This window comes from Curtobacterium sp. MCJR17_055 (genome assembly GCF_003224335.1).
Classification (GTDB): Bacteria; Actinomycetota; Actinomycetes; order Actinomycetales; family Microbacteriaceae; genus Curtobacterium.
Genome location: NZ_QKLF01000007.1, coordinates 63,579 through 82,523, shown reverse-complemented (window position 1 = coordinate 82,523; position 18,945 = coordinate 63,579). Strand labels below are relative to the sequence as shown.

Annotated in this window: 18 protein-coding genes and 1 tRNA gene; 11 read left to right on the top strand and 8 right to left on the bottom strand. The window is 71.3% G+C overall.

Going from position 1 to position 18,945, the window contains the following annotated elements:
* Window positions 1–100 precede the first annotated feature (100 nt).
* Window positions 101–1,387 carry a DUF4032 domain-containing protein gene (locus DEJ16_RS15330; protein ID WP_110824106.1) on the bottom strand — a complete coding sequence of 429 codons (1,287 nt, stop codon included), beginning with the start codon at window positions 1,385–1,387 and terminating at the stop codon, window positions 101–103.
* 145 nt (window positions 1,388–1,532) lie between these two features.
* Entirely contained in the window at window positions 1,533–2,633 is a 1,101-nt protein-coding gene (locus tag DEJ16_RS15325; RefSeq protein WP_110824105.1) for an ABC transporter ATP-binding protein, read from the bottom strand.
* A 262-nt stretch (window positions 2,634–2,895) separates the two neighbouring features.
* Here DEJ16_RS15325 and DEJ16_RS15320 point away from each other — a divergent pair, with 262 nt between their 5' ends.
* Complete coding sequence (locus DEJ16_RS15320) at window positions 2,896–3,840, top strand: thioredoxin domain-containing protein (protein ID WP_181419631.1); 945 nt, start codon at window positions 2,896–2,898, stop codon at window positions 3,838–3,840.
* Between the two features lie 91 nt (window positions 3,841–3,931).
* On the opposite strand, the gene DEJ16_RS15315 is transcribed toward DEJ16_RS15320, so the two are convergent.
* Together DEJ16_RS15315 and DEJ16_RS15310 are read right to left on the bottom strand one after the other, a co-directional pair.
* Window positions 3,932–4,825, bottom strand: coding sequence for a neutral zinc metallopeptidase (locus DEJ16_RS15315; RefSeq protein WP_110824103.1), 894 nt, complete (start codon window positions 4,823–4,825; stop codon window positions 3,932–3,934).
* 103 nt (window positions 4,826–4,928) lie between these two features.
* Complete coding sequence (locus DEJ16_RS15310; RefSeq protein ID WP_110824102.1) at window positions 4,929–5,693, bottom strand: NAD(P)H-hydrate epimerase; 765 nt, start codon at window positions 5,691–5,693, stop codon at window positions 4,929–4,931.
* Between the two features lie 35 nt (window positions 5,694–5,728).
* On the opposite strand from DEJ16_RS15310, the gene DEJ16_RS15305 reads away from it, so the two are divergent.
* The 3 genes from DEJ16_RS15305 (at window position 5,729) to DEJ16_RS15295 (ending at window position 9,353) form a co-directional block, all read left to right on the top strand.
* Window positions 5,729–6,508 (top strand): alpha/beta fold hydrolase, encoded by a 780-nt coding sequence (locus DEJ16_RS15305; protein WP_110824101.1) that lies wholly within the window; start codon window positions 5,729–5,731, stop codon window positions 6,506–6,508.
* Between the two features lie 82 nt (window positions 6,509–6,590).
* Entirely contained in the window at window positions 6,591–7,622 is a 1,032-nt protein-coding gene (locus DEJ16_RS15300) for an aldo/keto reductase (protein ID WP_110824100.1), read from the top strand.
* Window positions 7,623–7,760: 138 nt separating this feature from the next.
* Window positions 7,761–9,353 (top strand): glycosyltransferase family 39 protein, encoded by a 1,593-nt coding sequence (locus tag DEJ16_RS15295; RefSeq protein WP_110824099.1) that lies wholly within the window; start codon window positions 7,761–7,763, stop codon window positions 9,351–9,353.
* Window positions 9,354–9,468: 115 nt separating this feature from the next.
* Here DEJ16_RS15295 and DEJ16_RS15290 read toward each other — a convergent pair.
* Both DEJ16_RS15290 and msrB read right to left on the bottom strand, forming a co-directional pair.
* Window positions 9,469–9,544: transfer RNA gene (locus DEJ16_RS15290), tRNA-Thr, on the bottom strand.
* 71 nt (window positions 9,545–9,615) lie between these two features.
* Window positions 9,616–10,017: a peptide-methionine (R)-S-oxide reductase MsrB gene (gene msrB / locus DEJ16_RS15285; RefSeq protein WP_110824098.1), complete on the bottom strand. Its 402-nt coding sequence runs from the start codon at window positions 10,015–10,017 to the stop codon at window positions 9,616–9,618.
* 73 nt (window positions 10,018–10,090) lie between these two features.
* On the opposite strand from msrB, the gene DEJ16_RS15280 reads away from it, so the two are divergent.
* From DEJ16_RS15280 to DEJ16_RS15250, 7 genes are all read left to right on the top strand, one after another.
* Entirely contained in the window at window positions 10,091–10,567 is a 477-nt protein-coding gene (locus DEJ16_RS15280; RefSeq protein WP_110824097.1) for a GNAT family N-acetyltransferase, read from the top strand.
* Window positions 10,567–11,715: a DUF2332 family protein gene (locus DEJ16_RS15275; RefSeq protein WP_110824096.1), complete on the top strand. Its 1,149-nt coding sequence runs from the start codon at window positions 10,567–10,569 to the stop codon at window positions 11,713–11,715. Before DEJ16_RS15280 ends, DEJ16_RS15275 begins: the two co-directional genes overlap by 1 nt.
* A gap of 97 nt (window positions 11,716–11,812) precedes the next feature.
* Window positions 11,813–12,112, top strand: a complete 300-nt coding sequence (locus tag DEJ16_RS15270) for a DUF3263 domain-containing protein (protein ID WP_220032726.1) — start codon at window positions 11,813–11,815, stop codon at window positions 12,110–12,112.
* Entirely contained in the window at window positions 12,109–12,738 is a 630-nt protein-coding gene (locus DEJ16_RS15265; protein WP_110824094.1) for a LytR C-terminal domain-containing protein, read from the top strand. The genes DEJ16_RS15270 and DEJ16_RS15265 overlap by 4 nt, the downstream gene beginning before the upstream one ends.
* A 257-nt stretch (window positions 12,739–12,995) precedes the next feature.
* Window positions 12,996–13,199, top strand: coding sequence for a cold-shock protein (locus DEJ16_RS15260; protein ID WP_022903461.1), 204 nt, complete (start codon window positions 12,996–12,998; stop codon window positions 13,197–13,199).
* 212 nt (window positions 13,200–13,411) lie between these two features.
* Window positions 13,412–15,034, top strand: coding sequence for a chaperonin GroEL (groL, locus tag DEJ16_RS15255; protein WP_110824093.1), 1,623 nt, complete (start codon window positions 13,412–13,414; stop codon window positions 15,032–15,034).
* 304 nt (window positions 15,035–15,338) lie between these two features.
* Window positions 15,339–16,220 (top strand): hypothetical protein, encoded by an 882-nt coding sequence (locus DEJ16_RS15250; RefSeq protein WP_110824092.1) that lies wholly within the window; start codon window positions 15,339–15,341, stop codon window positions 16,218–16,220.
* A 184-nt stretch (window positions 16,221–16,404) separates the two neighbouring features.
* Here the strand turns inward: DEJ16_RS15250 and DEJ16_RS15245 are convergent, their stop codons facing one another.
* Entirely contained in the window at window positions 16,405–18,111 is a 1,707-nt protein-coding gene (locus tag DEJ16_RS15245) for a cell wall metabolism sensor histidine kinase WalK (RefSeq protein ID WP_110824091.1), read from the bottom strand.
* A gap of 83 nt (window positions 18,112–18,194) precedes the next feature.
* Entirely contained in the window at window positions 18,195–18,890 is a 696-nt protein-coding gene (locus DEJ16_RS15240; protein WP_110824090.1) for a response regulator transcription factor, read from the bottom strand.
* Window positions 18,891–18,945 lie beyond the last annotated feature (55 nt).

Here is an 18,945-nt window from a genome sequence, read left to right as displayed (position 1 = left end):
TCCGGAATTCACGCATCTCGCGCGCCGAGATCCCGCGATCGCGGGATCTCGACGCGCGAGATGCGTGAATTCCGGAACCTGGGGGGGGAGGGGGGACGGCTCAGACGGACGCGCGCCAGTCCTCGTCGTCCTCGTCCTCGCCGTCGAGCGGCAGCGCGATCGACGACGTCGGCGGGTTGATGAGCGTGCGCTCGTCCCGCCGGTGCCGCAGCACGTCGTTGATGTAGGCGGTCGTGGCCTCGGGGAGCGACACCGATCGCTCCTCCTGCTGCGACATGAACCAGCGGTGCTCGAGCAACTCGTGGAACACCTCGGCGGGTTCGAGCCGGCCGCGCAGGTCCCGCGGGATCGCCCGCACGACGGGCTCGAACACCCGCGAGACCCACTCGTGCGCGACCATCTCCTCGTCGAGCTCCTCGCGGCCGTTGCGGGCACGGTACGCGTCCAGGTCGTTGAGCAGTCGTCGGGCCTGGTTCTCCTCGGCGTCGAGGCCGGTCAGACGCAGCAGACGGCGCTGGTGGTGTCCGGCGTCGACGACCTTCGGCTGGATGCGGACCTGTGCGCCGGACTCCGCGGTGCGGATCGACAGCTCCTCGATGTCGAAGCCGAGCGCGTTGAGCCGCTCCACGCGGTCGTTGATGCGCCAGCGCTCCGCCGCGTCGAACTGCTCCGTGCCGGTGAGCTCCGTCCAGAGGGTCCGGTACTGCGCCACGATGCGGTTCGACACGTCCAGGGGGTCGGCGTTCTCGTCGAGACGTCCGCCGGCCTCCAGGTCGAGGAGCTCGCCGGCGATGTTGACGCGGGCGACCTCGAGGTCGTTCTCCCGCTGCCCGTTCGACAGCCCGCCCGGGTAGAGCTTCCCGGTCTCGGCGTCCACCAGGTACGCGGCGAACGAGCCGGCGTCGCGGCGGAACAGCGTGTTCGAGAGCGAGACGTCGCCCCAGTAGAAGCCGATGACGTGCAGCCGGACGAGCAGGAGCGCCAGGGCGTCCACCAGGCGGGTGGCCGTGTCCGGGCGCAGCGTCTGCGAGTACAGCGCCCGGTATGGCAGCGAGAAGCGCAGGTGGCGGGTGACGAGGACGGGTTGGAGCTCCTCGCCCTCGCGGCCGACGCGGTTCGTGATGACCGCGACGGGGTCCACGCACGGCACGTCCATGCGCTGCAGGGTCCGGAGCATGTCGTACTCGGAGCGCGCGAGTTCGGCGCTCGTCTCCTTGACCGCGACGACGTAGCCGCTGAGGTGCACGAACCGCACCAGGTGCCGCGAGATGCCCTTCGGCAGCGCGACGATCGTCTCGTCGGGCCAGGCCTCGAGCGGCAGGTCCCAGGGAAGGTCGAGCAGGCCGGGGTCGACGGTGGCGGCGGTGATGGTCATGGAGTCGGGCACGACGGGTCCTCAGGTGCTCGGCGGTGGGTCTGCGGGACGGGAGGCACGGTGCGGGCCCGCACCGAGCCTCCCGTCCCGCAGGTGGGAACGACGGGAGCCCGCCAGGCGCCGGTGACGGCGGATGACGGGCTCCCGGGGGTGACGATCAGGCGCTGATGACGGCCTTGTCGTCGAGGCGCTCGCCCGACTCGGCGTCGAACACGTGCACGTGACCCTGCTTCGGGCTCACGACGATCGTGTCACCGATCGAGGGGTGGTTGCGACCGTCGACGCGCGTGACGATGTCGGTGCGCGTGCCGTTCACGTCGGCGTGGCCGTAGAGGTAGCCGTCGGCGCCGAGCTCCTCGACGACGTCGACCGTGACGGGCAGGCCCTCGCCGGACTGGGACACGATGATGTCCTCGGGGCGAACGCCCACCGTGACGGCACCCGAGCGGGCGTTCGACAGGGTGTCGCGGTCGATCGGGTGGTTGAGCGACCCGAAGCTGATGCCGCCCTCGAGCACCGACGCCGGCAGGAGGTTCATGGCCGGCGAGCCGATGAAGCCGGCGACGAACACGTTGTTCGGCTTCTCGTAGAGGTCGCGCGGGGTGCCGACCTGCTGCAGGATGCCGTCCTTGAGCACCGCGATGCGGTCACCCATCGTCAGTGCCTCGGTCTGGTCGTGCGTGACGTAGACCGTGGTGACGCCGAGACGACGCTGCAGCGACGCGATCTGGGTACGGGTCTGGACGCGGAGCTTGGCGTCGAGGTTCGACAGCGGCTCGTCCATGAGGAACACCTGCGGCTGACGGACGATCGCACGGCCCATCGCGACGCGCTGACGCTGACCACCGGAGAGCGCCTTCGGCTTGCGACCGAGGTACTGCTCGAGGTCGAGGAGCTTGGCGGCCTCCTGCACGCGGGTGGCGCGCTCCTCCTTGCCGACGCCGGCGATCTTGAGAGCGAAGCCCATGTTCTCGGCGACGGTCATGTGCGGGTACAGCGCGTAGTTCTGGAACACCATCGCGATGTCGCGGTCCTTCGGCGGGACGTCGGTGACGTCACGGTCGCCGATGCGGATGGCACCGGAGTTGACCTCTTCGAGGCCGGCGAGCATGCGCAGGGACGTGGACTTGCCACAGCCCGACGGGCCGACGAGGACGAGGAACTCGCCGTCGGCGACGTCCAGGTCGAGGGAGTCCACCGCGGGGCGGTTGCCCCCGGGGTAGAGACGGGTTGCCTTGTCATAGGTGACGGACGCCATGAGCGTTCGGTCCTCTCCACCGGCAGGTACGTGCCGGACGATCCGTGGTGAAGCGGCGGCCCAGTCGGGCCCCGGACGGTCGCCGTCGACCGTCATGCCTCATACAACACGAGTTCTCCGGCTGGCGCCAGTGCGGGGGGCACGCGGGCTCCGGGCGTCGTCGGCTGGTTGGCTGGTTCCCATCGGCCGCCACTACAATCGCCGGGTCCGTCCGCCGACCGGGGGGAGGCCGGCGGACACCGACCAGGAGGACGACCGCACGATGACCAACCGCCCCGAAGGCGACGCCCGCGCCGAGCGCAACGCGCGTCGTGCCGCCGCGCGCGAGCGAGCTCAGCGAACCCGTACCCAGCAGAAGCGACGCCAGCGGGGTGTCCGCATCGGGCTCCAGGTCGGACTGGGCGTCGTGCTGATCGCCGCCGCCACCATCGTCACGCTGGTGCTCGTGAACTCCTCGCGTCCGGCCGGCCCCGGGCCGGACACCATGGCCGACGGCGGGATCACGATCGGCGCCGGGCTGAAGGCCGTCGAGCCCGGTGCCGCGTCCACGCCGTCGCCGAGCTCGACCGCCTCGGCCGAACAGGTCCGGATCACCCTCTACGTGGACTACCTCTGCCCGATCTGCGGTTCGTTCGAGCAGACGAACAGCGAGTACATCGAGGGGCTCGTCGACTCCGGTGCCGCGACCCTCGACGTGCACCCCGTCGCGATCCTGACGAACCGCTCCCAGGGCACGAAGTACTCCCTCCGTGCCGCGAACGCGGCGGCCTGCGTCGCGCAGGAGTCCCCGGACTCGTTCTTCGCCGTGAACCGCGCACTGTTCGCCGCGCAGCCGGAGGAGGGCACGCCGGGCCTCACCGACGAGCAGCTCGCCGACGTCGTCACGACCGTGCCCGGTGTGCGCAAGGGCTCGACGATCGAGCAGTGCATCGAGGACCAGCGGTACGGCAAGTGGGTCGACGAGCGCACCACCGCCGTGACGGGCGGGGACATCCCCGGCTCGGAGCTCACGACCTTCCCGGGGACCCCGCTCGTGCTCGTCAACGGCAAGCAGTACCCGTACTCCACCGCCTCGACGAACGACGAGTTCCGGACCTTCGTCGTCAGCGCCGCGGGCAGCACCGAGACGACCCCCACGCCGACCCCGAGCGCGACCCCCACCGCGTCCGCGACGCCGACCGGGTCCGCGTCGCCGACCGCCGGCTGACACCGCACACGAGCTGACCAGCACGACCGACCACGTGTCGGACGCGCACGACGGCCGGGACGCCTCCACGAGGCGTCCCGGCCGTCGCCGTTCAGAGGGCCGACGCGGGCACGGTGAGCGTGTCGCAGCTCGTCGCACCCCGCTCGTAGCCCCGCTCGAACCAGTCCTGACGCTGCTCGCTCGTGCCGTGCGTGAACGAGTCGGGGTCGACCCGGCCGGTGGCGCGCTCCTGGATGCTGTCGTCGCCGACCGCGCTCGCCGCCGACAGTGCGTCCGCGACCTGGGCGCGGGTGACGGGCTCGAAGAACGTCTCCCCGTTCGCCGACTCCGTGGTCGCCGCGTCACCGACCCAGGCGCCGGCGTAGCAGTCCGCCTGGAGCTCGACGCGGACGCTGTCCGACGCGGCCCCGCTGCCGCTGCGGTCGGTCTCGGCGAAGGTGCCCTCGAGCTGCTGGACGTGGTGGCCCCACTCGTGCGCGACGACGTACATCTCCGCGAGCGGTCCGCCGGACGCCCCGTACGTGGAGCGGAGCTCGTCGTAGAAGTCCGTGTCGACGTAGAGGGCACGGTCGGGCGGACAGTAGAACGGCCCCGTCGACGCCGAGGCCGTCCCGCACCCGGTGTCGGTCGACCCGGTGAACAGGAAGAACTCCGGCGTCGAATAGCTGATCCCGAGCTGCTCGGCCTCGGCGGACCAGTACGCGTCGAGGGACTCCGCAGCGCCCTCCATGCGGCAGTCGATGCTCGCGTTCGCGTCGCGACCGGTGCGGCACTCGGCGACCGGCGAGGCCTCCGCGCCGCCCTGCTGGATGGTCGTCAGTCCGCCGCCACCGCCGACGACGCCGCTGAGGTCGACCCCGGTGAACTGTGCGATGAGGAACACCACGATGCCGGCGACGCCAATGCCGCCGCCCGCGATCCCTGCTGTGCGCCCGCGCCGCTTGACCTTGCCGCCACTGAGCTGCGAGTCGTCGTTGAACGTCATGGCGTCGAACCTACGGACGTCATCGGCGGACGTCCGTTCCGGTGTGCCGTCCGGGCGTTGCGCGGACACCGGCGTCGGTCCAGGCCGGCCCGGACGACGCGGCTCAGGTGCTGACCAGCGGCTCCACGGTCGCCAGGCCCGCGCCGATCCCGACGTCGACCAGCTCGATGCGCCCGGCGAGCGTCGCCGCCGGGCCGCGGAGGAGCCCGGCCTTCACCCCGCCGAACGTCACGGTGACGTCGGCGTGGAGCACGTGGTCGTCCGCGATGCCGCCGGTGTCCACGTCGATGCCGCTCGGCACGTCGACGGCCACGACGAACGGGGCCCGCTGTTCGCGGGCGAGCTCCCGGAGCGCCGCGACGACGTCGCGCGCGGGGGAACGCAGCGGTCCGCCGCCGCCGATCCCCAGGATGCCGTCGAGCACCAGGTCGGCGTCGAGCGCCGCCTCCCGCGCCAGCTCCGCGAGCCGGTCGCCCGCCGAGGGCGTCGCCGCGCGCAGGATGTCGGCGGCACCCGCCGCGGAGGGGACCGGACCGCCGTCCGCGGGGTCGTCCAGGAGACGCGCCCCGGCCTCCCGAGCTGCTGCCAGGCCCGCCTCGTGGACACGGGAGCCGACGCGGAGGACCGTGACGTGCCTCCCGGCAGCGGCCAGCCGCGCAGCGGCGAACAGGGCGTCCCCGCCGTTGTCCCCGCTGCCGACCAGGACGAGGACCGAGCCCGGGCCGTCGCCCGGACGGACCGCGGGGTCGTCGAGCAGGTCGGTGACCACCGTGGCGAGCCCGTCGGCGGCACGCTGCATGAGCGGCTCACCCGCCTGGAGGTGGGGGCGTTCCGCCGCTCGGATCTGGTCGCCGCCGTAGCCGTCCATACCCGCCACTGTGGCCCCACTACCCTGGACGGGCCATGTCACTCGTCCCCGAAGCGCCCCGCCCCCGCGTCGTGATGTCCCCGGACGGCCTGCCGCTCGCCACCTACGACTTCGGCGACCCCGACGCACCCGCGGTCCTCGCCGTGCACGGGTTCGCATCCGGGGCCGTGCTGAACTGGCACGCATCCGGCTGGACCCGTGACCTCGTCCGCGCCGGTCACCGCGTCATCGCGTTCGACCAGCGCGGCCACGGTGCGAGCGGGAAGCCGCACGAGCCGCACAGCTACTCGATGGACCTGCTCGTCGACGACGTCACAGCGGTGGTGGACACCTACCTGCTCGACGACGTCGCGTTCCTGGGCTACTCCCTCGGTGCTCGGGTCGGGTGGCACGCCGCCGAGCGGATGTCGGACCGGATCTCGCGCGCGGTGCTCGGCGGGATCCCGGACGCGGACCCGATGCGGCGCGTCCGCGTCGACCAGGCGTGGGCGTTCATCACCGACGGCACCCCGGTCGAGGACCGCGTCACGAACGGGTACCTCACGATGGCGGCGAACGTCGAGGGCAACGACCTCCGCGCGCTCGTCGCGATGGTGGAGGGGATGCGCGACAGCGTCGAGCCGACGCCGGCGAACGCGCCGACGCAGCCGCTGCTGCTGGCCGCCGGCAGCGAGGACGGGATCAAGGACAGCGCGCTCCGGCTCGCCGAGACAGCGCCGCACGCGACCTTCGTCGAGATCCCGGGGCGGAACCACTTCAACGCCCCCACGTCGCGGCACTTCCGGGAGGCGGCGATCGCGTTCCTGGGGCGGTAGCGGGGCGCTCGCGTCTGCAGACCGTTGACCGGTACTCGTGGACCCTCCCGCCGTCGAGGGGGCGCGGCGTAGCGTCCGCCGCATGGACTACAGACTCCTCGGCAACAGCGGGACAGTGGTGTCGTCGCTGACCCTCGGCACCATGACCTTCGGCAGCGAAGCCGACGAACCGACCTCCCACGCCATCATCGACGCCTTCGTCGCGGGCGGTGGCACGTTCATCGACACCGCCGACGTGTACTCGGGCAACGAGTCCGAGCGCATCATCGGACGGTGGCTCCGCGACCACCCCACCGACGCGCAGCAGGTGGTGCTCACCACGAAGGGGCGCTTCCCGCAGGGCGACGGCCCGAACGACCTCGGCCTCTCGCGCCGCCACCTCCGCGTGGCCCTCGACGCGTCGCTGGAGCGGCTCGGCGTCGACCACATCGACCTCTACCAGATGCACGCGTGGGACGCCCTCACCCCGATCGAGGAGACCCTGCGCTTCCTCGACGACGCCGTGTCGGCAGGCAAGATCGGCTCCTACGGGTTCTCGAACTACCTGGGCTACCAGGTCACGAAGGCGGTCTACGAGGCCCGTCTGCACGACTGGGCGCCCCCGGTCACGCTCCAGCCGCAGTACAACCTGCTCGTCCGCGACATCGAGCACGAGGTCGTGCCTGCCTGCCTCGACGCCGGGATCGGGCTGCTCCCGTGGTCCCCGCTCGCCGGTGGCTGGCTCTCCGGCAAGTACCAGCGCGACGAGGCCCCGACCGGGTCGACCCGACTCGGTGAGGACCCGAAGCGCGGCATGGAGGCGTGGGAGGCCCGCAACGCCGACGAGCGCACGTGGAAGGTGCTCGACGCGGTGTCCGCCGTCGCGGACGCGCACGGCGCCTCGCGCTCCCAGGTCGCCCTGGCCTGGCTCCTCGCCCGGCCGGCGGTGACGAGCGTCATCCTCGGCGCACGGACCGTCGAGCAGCTGCAGGACAACCTCGGCGCCGCGGACCTCGTGCTCGACCAGGCCGAGCTGCAGACGCTCACCGAGGCGAGCGCTCCCCGCATCGACGACTACCCGTACGGCACGGCCGGCGTCGCGCAGCGCGAGCGGAAGATCACCGGCGGTCGCTGACGGCGCCACGCGTCACCGGGGGTCCGTCACCCCGACGGGCCCCCGGTGGCGCGTGGTGGGCGGGCGCTCGGAGGCCCCGCCGCGCCGGGGCTCGGCTGCATCGGTGGGAGACGCTCGCCGCCTGCGTAGGATCTCGGGGTGCCCAGTCGCCGAGCCCCCTGGTCCCCGGACCGCCGGTCGGTCGACGACCCCGACGCGGCACGAGCGCTGACCGACGATCGCGCCACGGACGGTCCGGTCCAGCACCGCGGAGCGCCGCACCACGCAGCGCAGCACCGCGGACCACTGGCTCGGCGAGCGCTCGACCGCGGCGTGCTCGACCGGGCGTGGCTGCGCGTCACGGCCCTCGTGCTGCTCGCCGTCGCGGCCGCCTACCAGTGCTTCTGGCGCATCGGCGCCGGCAACATCGGCGGGGACGAGGCCACCTACGTCAAGGCCGGCCTCGCGTACGTGCACGGGGCGTTCGACCAGAACCGTGAGCACCCACCGACCGCCAAGTACCTGTTCGGCCTCGCGCAGCTGGTCGGTGGGCCGGGTGCCGTCGCACCCCGGGTCCTGGTCGCGTCGCTCGTCGTCCTCGGCGCGGCGGTCATGTTCGTCTGGCTGCGCGCGGAGGTCGGCTTCTGGACCGGGTTCGCGGCCGCCGCACTCTGGACCATCACCCCTCGCGGCGGTGCCGGTGCCCGCCTGGACCGGGTGGCGCTGCTCGACCCGGTGATGGTGTTCTTCGCCCTGGCGGCACTCTTCGCGATCTGGGTGTGGATCCGTACCGACCGCTGGTGGTGGGTGCCCGTGTCAGCGGTGCTCATGGCGGCGTCGGTCACGTCGAAGGCGTCGACCCTCGTGCTGCTGCCGGTCTTCGTCCTGGCCCCGGTGTTGTTCGGCCGGTGGCGTGCGCTCGTCGTCGGCGGAGCGGTGTGGGCGGCCACGTTCGTCGTCGCCGTCGTCGCGCTCTACGCCCCGATGGGGATGCGCTCCGCGGTGCAGTACATGCTCACCTTCCAGTCCGGACAGAACGAGCACGGACACCTCATCTCGATCGCCGGCCACACGTACCAGTTCGCTCCGTGGTGGGCGAACTGGTGGTTCCTGCTCCGCGGGGTCGGCACGCCCGTCGTGGTGGTGCTCGCCGTCGCCGTGGTGCTCGCGGTGGTCGTGCGTCCGGGCAGGCTCGTGGTGTTCCTCCTCGCGCCGCTGGTCCTGCTCGTGGCGTTCTACTCGCTCGCCGCCGAGATCGCGCTGCCGACCTACTACGCGGCGTGGATGCCGTTCATCGTGATGCTCGCCGCCGTGGGGCTCGGGCAGCTCAGCCGCCTGCGACCACGGTGGCTGACGAGCAGCATCGCCGTCGTGCTCGTCCTGGTGGCACTGGTCGGGAGCATCCCGACCGCCCGGACGATCTGGGAGGCACGTGCCACCGGCGTCGCCCGGTTGCTCCCGCTCCTGCGGCACGAGGGCATCCGGGACGGTCAGGTCTTCTTCGGCGCGATCACCCCGAGCGACTACGACCAGTACGTCGGGGACCGCGGGGTCCGTGACGTGGTCGATGCACCGTTCGTCGCGATCGTCGTCGGCCGGGACCGTCGCTTCCCGCTGCCGCCGGAGGTGCAGGATCTGCTGACGTCCGAGCGGTCGTCGTTCGAGCGGGTGCGACTCGACCGCGTCGTGGCGTGGATCCCGGACGGGGAGATCGTCCGGACGTCCGACGGCGGGCTGACCGTGCGGCGCTGACCGTCGGGCGCTGACCGTCGGGCGCTGACCGTCGGGCGCTGACCGTCGGGCGCCGCCCCGGTGTGGGTGGCCGTGAGCGACGGCTCCGCCTTCGGCTGCACGGGAAGCCGTGATCTGGGGCCGGCAGCGGGACTTGAACCCGCAACCCCCGTATTACAAGTACGGTGCGCTACCAATTGCGCCATGCCGGCTGACCCGCCCATCGTACCGGGCGGACACGACGACGGCGCCCGGGCCGCAGCCCGAGCGCCGTCACACCCGCCTACTCCTGCGCCGAGAAGTTGAGCGAGATCGAGTTCATGCAGTAGCGGTCGCCCGTGGGCGTCCCGAAGCCGTCCGGGAACACGTGGCCAAGGTGGCCGCCGCAGTTCGCGCAGCGGACCTCGGTGCGGGCCATGCCGAGCGAGTTGTCTTCGATGAGCTGCACCGCGTCGGGATCGACCGACTCGTAGAACGACGGCCAGCCGCAGCCGGAGTCGAACTTCGTGCCGCTCTTGAACAGCTCCGCACCACACGCCGCACACGTGTAGACGCCGGCACGTTCCTCGTCGAGGAGTTCACCGGTCCACGGGCGCTCCGTCCCGGCCTGGCGCAGCACGGCGTACTGGTCAGGGGAGAGCTCCTCGCGCCACTGGGCGTCGGACTTGTCGACCTTGTAAGCCATGTGCGTACCTCCTGGTTCCGACCGGGGCTCGTGCCCGCCGGTCATCGTGCGTCACACCAGTAAACTCCGACCGATGTCCGAGCATTCCGTCCGCCGTGCCCGCTGGGAGCACCTGACGACCGACGAACTGTACGACATCGTGCGGCTCCGGAACCGGGTGTTCGCCCTCGAACAGCGGGTCTCGGCCGAGGACTTCGACGGCCGTGACCGCGACCCGGACACCGAGCACTGGTGGGTCGGGGGCGCGGACGGACCGGTCGTCGGGTACCTCCGCCTGGTCCGGCCGGCCCCGGACGAGCCGCACCCAGCGGGGACCTCTGTGCCGACCCGAGTGATCGGCCGCGTCGCCACCCACCCCGACCACCGCGGCCAGGGGATCGCCGGCGGCCTGGTGGCGGCGGTGCTCGGGTCGCACGGCGCCGAGCCGTTCGTCCTGCACGCCCAGCAGTACGTCGCCGGACTGTACGAACGGCACGGGTTCGTCCGCTTCGGCGCCCCCTACGACGAGGCCGGCATCACCCACGTCGGCATGTACCGCCCCGGGGCCTGATGGACACGCGGGACCGCTACCGCGCCTACGCCGACCGGATCGACGGGGTCTCCCCGACGTACGCCGCCTGGGCGCGCTCGGTCGAGGGTCCGCTCGTCGACCTGCTCGACGCCGTGCCGGAGCCGAAGCGCCAGCCCGAGCTCCTGTTCGCGGTCGCGCGACGGCTGGGCGCCGACCCCGCTGACCCGGCAGCGCTCCGCGCACTCGGCCGGGAGGCCCGACCCGCCCTCGTCGCGGCCCTCACCAGCGCCACGGTGCAGGCCAACGACCCGCGACGGCTCGCCCCCGTCGTCCCGGTGCTCGCCGCGCTCTCGGCGGCCTCGGCGCGACCCCTCGGTCTGCTCGACGTCGGAGCGGCGGCCGGACTCTGCTCGATCCCGGACCGCGTGACGCTCGACCACCGGCTCGTCGACCGTGCGCGTCCGGCCGGTCCGGTCCCGTCCGGGCAGATCCCGTCGGGGCACATCCTGTCGGGATCTGTGCCGTCTGGATCCGTGCCGTCCGGCCCCGGGTCGACGCAGCGCGGACGACGGAGCGCGACGGCGGGCGACCTCGTCCGGGTGCACACGGCGGTCGAGGGGCCCGCGGTGCACCTCGTCGCCGAGGTCGTGGGGACACCACCCGCTCCCGCGACGACCCCGATCCGGATCGGTGCCCGCGTCGCCCTCGACCCGAACCCGATCGACCCCGCGGCGCCGGACGCGTTCGCCCGACTCGCCGAGGCCGTCCCGCCCGAGGCGACGGACCGGACCGCCCTGATGCGGGACGCGCTGCGGGCGACGCTGGTCGAGCCTCCCGTCCGGGTCCGCGGCAGCGTGCCGGACGACCTCGACCGGGCCCTCGACGCCCTGCCGGACGACTGCGAGCCGGTCGTCATGACCACGGGGACGCTCGTCTACGTGCCGGGCGCTGGGCGGCAGCGCTTCGTCGACCGGCTCCGCGAGCGGGGCGTCCGCTGGGTGGCGCTCGAACGCACCGGTGTCCTCACCGGGGTCGCGGCGACCCTGCCGGAGGACGTCGACCCCGCGGACCCGGACGCCTTCGCGACGCTCTCGCTCGACGGCCGGGCGCTCGCCGTGTCGGACGCCTTCGGCACCCGCGTCCGGTGGTCCGCCCCGCCCGAGGTGCTGGCGGAGACCGTGGGGTGAGCGGGTTCCGCGACAGTCCAGCACCGTGCCAGGGTCGACATGCCGCGCACCCCTACGATGTGCGAGACCTGCAACCCCTTCGCGATCGGACCAGCCTGTGACCGCCCTCCCCGCCGACGAGCTCACCGAGCTCGCCAAGCACGTGCTCGCGTTCGAGCACGACCGGGCGCGGCACGACCGGACCAAGGAAGCGGAGATCCGGGTCGAGTTCGACATGTCGCCGACGCGGTACTACCAGGTGCTCAACCGCGTGATCGACACACCGGCCGCCCTCGCGTACGACCCGCAGCTCGTCACCCGGCTGCAGCGGCTCCGCAGCGCCCGGACGAGCGCACGCGCTGCCCGCAGTTTCGTCGCGCCCCCGGCCGACCCCGAAGGACGTGAAGAGGAACGATGACGAGATTCCCGCGAGACCGGTTCGACGACGTCGCAGACGGCCCCCGGGTCGGCGCCCACCGTGGTGCTGCCCGCCGGGGTGGCGGGTGGGTCGTCTTCGCGTGGGCCGCACTCGCGACCGGCGTGCTGGTCGGCATCGGGGTCCTCGTCCTCGCCCTGCTGAACGGCAGCGTGCAGTTCACGGAGGGGAGCGGTGGGTCGACGGCGTCCGCGACCTCGACGCCCTCGGCCAGCGCATCCTCGGACTCGGACTCCGACTCGGGTGCCGGCGCTGACGCGGACTCCGGCTCGGACGACGGCGGAGCGACGCAGTCGCCGTCGGCAGCGGCCGGCGCATCTGCTGCCGACCAGGGTGCGACGACGCTCGTCGTGCTCAACGGGACCTCGACGACCGGTCTGGCCGCGAACGCCTCGACGCGGCTCGGGACCGCCGGGTGGACCGTGAGCTCGACCGGGGACGCCGGGACGACCGGGGCGACGCAGACGATCGTCTACTACCAGCAGGAGTCGCAGGCGGCCGTCGCACAGGGCGTCGCGCAGGCGCTCGGGGTCAGCGCGGTGCAGCAGTCGGCGGCGTTCCCGAACGCGGACGTCTCGGTCGTGCTCGGCTCCGACTACACGGGCTGACCGGGGTCCGCGGCGGTCCTCCGTGGTCGTCGTGTTTCCGTCACGTTGCGGATCGGGGTTCTCCGCGTGAAATGCGTGTCACACCCCTTGCCGAAATGCCGTCCTTCGGTCAGAGTCACCAGTGGTCACCCCGTGATCGCGACGACGCCTCATGTTGCCGTCCGGGAGCGGGTGAGTCGACATGCGCTCGGACCCGGCGGCCACCTCGCGCGAGGGGGCCGTCGTTCGCAACAGCAGTACCGCAGGGAGCAAGGATCATGGCCAACGGAACCGTGAAGTGGTTCAACGCCGAGAAGGGCTTCGGCTTCATCACCGTGGATGGAGGGGGCCAGGACGTGTTCGTGCACTACTCGGCCATCGACATGAGCGGCTACAAGGTCCTCGAGGAGGGCCAGGCGGTGACGTTCGACGTCGGCACCGGGTCGAAGGGCCCGCAGGCCGAGTCGGTCCGTCCCGCGTAGTCGTCCGGAACCACTCGCGGACGCGCCGTCCCCTCGGGGACGGCGCGTTCGTCGTCCGCCGGGACGCGGTGGGTCGACCTGTGGAGTGGGGCAGAGCCTCCCCACTGTGTTGCACTCTCGGGTGGCGAGTGCCAGAATCGGGCTTGGCACTCGGCCAGGCTGAGTGCCAGAACGACCCCGATGACGACGTCCGGGAGGGACGAAGAACTCACATGGCAAAGATCATTGCTTTCAACGAAGAGGCCCGACGCGGCCTCGAGCGCGGCCTCAACCAGCTGGCCGACGCCGTGAAGGTGACGCTCGGCCCGCGCGGCCGCAACGTCGTCCTCGAGAAGAAGTGGGGCGCCCCCACGATCACGAACGACGGTGTCTCCATCGCCAAGGAGATCGAGCTCGACGACCCGTACGAGAAGATCGGTGCGGAGCTCGTCAAGGAGGTCGCCAAGAAGACCGACGACGTCGCCGGTGACGGTACGACCACCGCGACCGTCCTCGCCCAGGCCCTCGTCCGCGAAGGCCTCCGCAACGTCGCCGCCGGCGCCGACCCCATCTCCCTGAAGCGCGGCATCGAGAAGGCCGTCGCGGCCGTCTCCGAGCAGCTGCTCGCCGACGCCAAGGAGATCGAGACCAAGGACCAGATCGCCGCCACCGCGTCGATCTCGGCCGCTGACCCGACCATCGGCGCGCTCATCGCCGAGGCCATCGACAAGGTCGGCAAGGAAGGCGTCGTCACCGTCGAGGAGTCGAACACCTTCGGCACCGAGCTCGAGCTCACCGAGGGCATGCGCTTCGACAAGGGCTACCTGTCGCAGTACTTCGTCACCGACCCCGAGCGCCAGGAAGCCGTCTTCGAGGACGCGTACGTCCTGATCGTCAACTCGAAGATCTCGAACATCAAGGACCTCCTGCCGGTCGTCGACAAGGTGATCCAGGCGGGCAAGCAGCTCCTGATCATCGCCGAGGACGTCGACGGCGAGGCCCTGGCCACGCTCGTCGTGAACAAGATCCGCGGCATCTTCAAGTCCGTCGCCGTCAAGGCCCCGGGCTTCGGCGACCGCCGCAAGGCCATGCTGCAGGACATCGCGATCCTCACCGGCGGCCAGGTCATCTCGGAAGAGGTCGGCCTCAAGCTCGAGAACGCGACGCTCGACCTGCTCGGTCGTGCCCGCAAGGTCGTCATCACCAAGGACGAGACCACGATCGTCGAGGGTGCCGGCGACGCCGACCAGATCGCGGGCCGCGTCAAGCAGATCCGCGCCGAGATCGAGGCGACCGACTCCGACTACGACCGCGAGAAGCTCCAGGAGCGCCTCGCGAAGCTCGCCGGTGGCGTCGCCGTCATCAAGGCGGGTGCCGCGACCGAGGTCGAGCTCAAGGAGCGCAAGCACCGCATCGAGGACGCCGTCCGCAACGCGAAGGCCGCCGTCGAAGAGGGCATCGTCGCCGGTGGTGGCGTCGCCCTCATCCAGGCCGGCAAGGTCGCGCTCGACGGTCTCTCGCTCGAGGGTGACGAGGCCACGGGTGCGAACATCGTGCGCGTCGCCATCGACGCCCCGCTCAAGCAGATCGCGCTGAACGCCGGTCTCGAGCCGGGTGTCGTCGCCGCTCGTGTCCGCGAGCTCGAGGCCGGCCACGGCCTCAACGCTGCGACGGGTGAGTACGTCGACCTCATCGCCGCGGGCATCATCGACCCGGCCAAGGTCACGCGCTCGGCGCTGCAGAACGCCGCGTCGATCGCCGGTCTGTTCCTCACCACCGAGGCCGTCGTCGCCGACAAGCCGGAGAAGACCCCGGCCATGCCGGCCGGCGACCCCACGGGTGGCATGGACTTCTAGTCCGTCCTGCCGGCAAGGGCCCTCGTACGCTGCGCGTGCGGGGGCCCTTCCGCGTGCGCGGCCGTGTTGCGGCCGGTGCTGTGGCGCCGAAGTCGCACGAAGTGCCGCCTGCCTGCCTGCGGCGCGGCACATCGTGCGACCTCGGTGACGCCAGCGCGGCGTGTCGTGCGACTCCAAACGTGTCATCAGGACCCCTTGCAGCCATCGCTCACGCCTGCCCTGCACTGGAGGCACGGAGGCAGCTTCCGTCCACAAGCTCGGGACACAGGCGGAGCACCGGACGCGGCTGCCCGATGCTGCGGTGATGGTGGAACCACGACCGCTGCCCGCGCCGTTCTCCGACGGCCCGTTCAGAGTCCGGGACGCTCTCGCGTCGGGGCTCGACCCGGGTCGGCTCCGCCGGATGGACCTGCAACGTCCCGTCCACGGCGTCCGGGTGGTACGCGGGAGCGACGCCACCACGGTCGACGTGCTCACGCCGCTCCTCCGGCCCGACCAGTTCTTCAGTCACACCACGGCTGCTGCCCTGTGGGGAGCACCACTCCCGCGACGCGTCCGAGCGGAGGTCCACGTCACCACCGCGGGGACCGCCGCCTTGATGCGGCGCCCCGGCATCACCGCGCATCGTGCCCGACCCGACGTTCCCGCCGTCACCGCGTTCGGAACCCGTCTCAGCACGCCCGAGCGGAGTTGGTGGGAGTGCGCGAGCGTCCTGACCGTCAGGGAACTCGTCGCGGTGGGCGATGCCCTCGTCGGCAGGAGGTCGCTGACGACGATCGACCGCCTCGCGGCTGCCATCCGTCCGGGACATCGCCACGTCAGGGTGGCGCGAGCAGCGCTGGAACTCGTGCGGGTCGGAGCGGAATCTCCGATGGAGACGTGGTTCCGTCTTGCGATCGTCGACGCGGGGTTCCCGGAGCCCGACTTGAACGTCGAGGTCTTCGACGCAGGTGGAGTCTTCCTCGGCCGGGTCGACATGGCCTGGCCTGAGCAACGCATCGCCTTCGAGTACGACGGTGACCATCATCGCGACCGGGACGTCTTCCACCACGACCACCGGCGTGACAACGGGTTCGTCGTCAACGACTGGTTGGTGGTGCACGCCACAGCGGTGGATGCAGCACGTCCGGCTCTGGTCTTCGAGCGACTCCGGCAGGCGTTCGCCGCTCGGAGTCGTGGCGCTTGATGTTGGCGCCCAGGCCATGCCGTCCGTTCCCCCCGGCTACCGTTTTCCTGAAGTCGCAGGACATGCCGCGGCCGATGCGCCGAGGTCGCGCGGACTGCCGCCGCACGGTCGGTGAGCAGGCAGTTCGTGCGACCTCGGCGGGGAGCCGACCGCCGCCGCCGGGCGACGGGCGCCCGGCCGGGCGTCAGGACAGGGTGGGGGCCGCGGGGTCGGCGTCGCGGGGCAGGAGCGGGAGCCAGACGCGGAAGGTCGCGCCGCCGCCCGGGGTGTCGAACACCTCGACCGACCCGTGGTGCGCGTGCACGATGCCCGACACGATCGCGAGACCGAGCCCCGAGCCGCCGGTGTCCCGCGCGCGCGAGGTGTCGGCCCGCCAGAAGCGCTGGAAGATCTTGTCGCGCAGCTGCGGCGGGATGCCCTCGCCGTGGTCGATGACGTCGATGTGCGCCATGCCGCGGTCGTCGTCCACGCCGATGCCGATCTCGATCGGGTCGTCGTGCTCGGTGAACCGCATCGCGTTGCCCATCAGGTTCGTGATGACCTGCCGGATCTTGTTCTCCTCGGCCAGGACGATCGGCGGACGCTTCGGCAGCACGATCGTCGGCAGCGGGGTGGTCTCGTCCGTCGGCTTCGCGTCGACGTTCATGGCCCGGGTCCGTCGAGCACGCAGTCTGGCGATCGTCTGCCGCGAGAAGGCGATCGGCCCGGTGGTGTTGAGCGACGGCGACACCGGGGCGGGACCACCGGCCTCGCCGTCGGCTGCCGGACCGAAGGAGCTGGCGGGGCGGACGGCCTGCGGGACGTTCTCGCCGGTCACGGCGTCCTCGACGAGGACCTGGATCTCGCGGTCCGGGTTCGAGGCCATCGTGTCGAGGGCCGAGTCGCGGGCGATGGCGACGAGGTCGACGGGCCCGAGCTCGAGGGGCTTCGACTCGTCGATGCGGGCGAGCTGGAGCAGGTCCTGCACGAGCAGGCCCATGCGCTGGGCTTCCTTCTCGATCCGGTCCATGGCCTGGGCGACGTCCTCCTCCTTGCGGAGGGCGCCCATCCGGTAGAGCTCGGCGTACCCGCGGAGCGACACGAGCGGCGTCCGGAGTTCGTGGGAGGCGTCACCGACGAAGCGGCGCATCTGGTCGATGGTGCGCTGCCGGTCCTCGAAGGCGTCGTCGATGCGTTCGAGCATGGCGTTCAGGGACCGGTTGAGGCGCCCGACCTCGGTGTTCGGGGTGTCGGCGTCGAGGCGCTGGTTGAAGTCGCCGGCGGCGAAGCGGGCGGCCGTGTCCTCGACGTTGCGGAGCGGGTCGAACGTCGCCGTCACGAGGAGGCGCGTGAGCATCGCCCCGAGCAGGATCACCGCGATGCCGAAGAACAGGAAGATGACGGTGAACCGGAGGATGGTCTGGTCGGTGTCCGCGCTGGACACGGCGACGAGGACGTACCCGGTCTCGGTGGCGCCGTTCGACAGGTTCTGCAGGTTCGCGGGGATGACCTGGGCGCGCCACTCGTGGCTGTGCTGCCGGTCGTACAGGCTGAACGGATGCGCAGCCGACGCGGCGGCCGTGAAGTCCACGCGGGAGATGTCCGGCTGGGACGAGGACTGGGTGTCGCAGATCTGCTCGCCGTTGCCGTCGTACGCGGCCACGTAGGAGCTCTTCTCGAGGACGACGGACAGGTTGCAGTACTGCTCGCCGTCGCTGACGTTCTGCCCCTCGAGCTGCGAGCTCGTGGTCTCGACCTGCGTGTCGAGTCGCAGGTTGAGGTATGTGCTCAGGACGGTCATCGTGCCGAGGCCGGCGACGAGCAGGCCGAGGGCGACCAGGAGGACGGTGATCCCGGTGATCTTGGTGCGGAGGGAGATCCCGTCCCACCAGTGGCTCATTCGCTCGTGCATGCTTCCCCAACAGTAAGCGGCGGCCGTCGGGAAGATCCCGACGGCCGCCGACAGTCAGCTGTGCGACCTGCGCGGTCCGACGCTCAGGAGGCCTTGGTCGCCTTGAGCATGTAGCCGAACCCGCGCTTGGTCTGGATGATCGGCTCGGCCGAGTACTGGTCGAGCTTGCGGCGCAGGTAGGAGATGTAGGACTCGACGATCCCGGCGTCGCCGTTGAAGTCGTACTCCCACACGTGGTCGAGGATCTGCGCCTTCGAGAGCACGCGGTTCGGGTTGAGCATGAGGTAGCGGAGGAGCTTGAACTCGGTGGGGGAGAGTTCGATCTGCGCGTCGCCGATGGTGACCTCGTGCGTGTCCTGGTCCATCGTGAGCTCACCGGCGCGGATGATCGCGTCCTCTTCGTCGTTCATCGTGCGACGGAGGATCGCCTTGATGCGGGCGACGATCTCGTCGAGCGAGAACGGCTTGGTGACGTAGTCGTCACCTCCGACCGTGAGACCAGTGATCTTGTCCTCGGTGTCGTCCTTCGCCGTGAGGAAGAGGATCGGCGAGGTGTAGCCCGACGAGCGGAGGCGCTTGGTCACGCCGAATCCGTTCATGTCGGGGAGCATGACGTCGAGGATGATGAGGTCCGGCTCCTCCTCGAGCACGGCGGAGATCGCCTGTGCGCCGTTCCCGACCGCACGCACCGCGAATCCGGCGAAGCGCAGCGAGGTCGTGAGGAGATCGCGGATGTTCGGCTCGTCGTCGACGATGAGGATCTTGGGTCCGTCGGTCATGCGACCATCCTCTGACTGTTCCCTGGTTGCTTCCTGGGAGCAGTTCGTGTGTTGG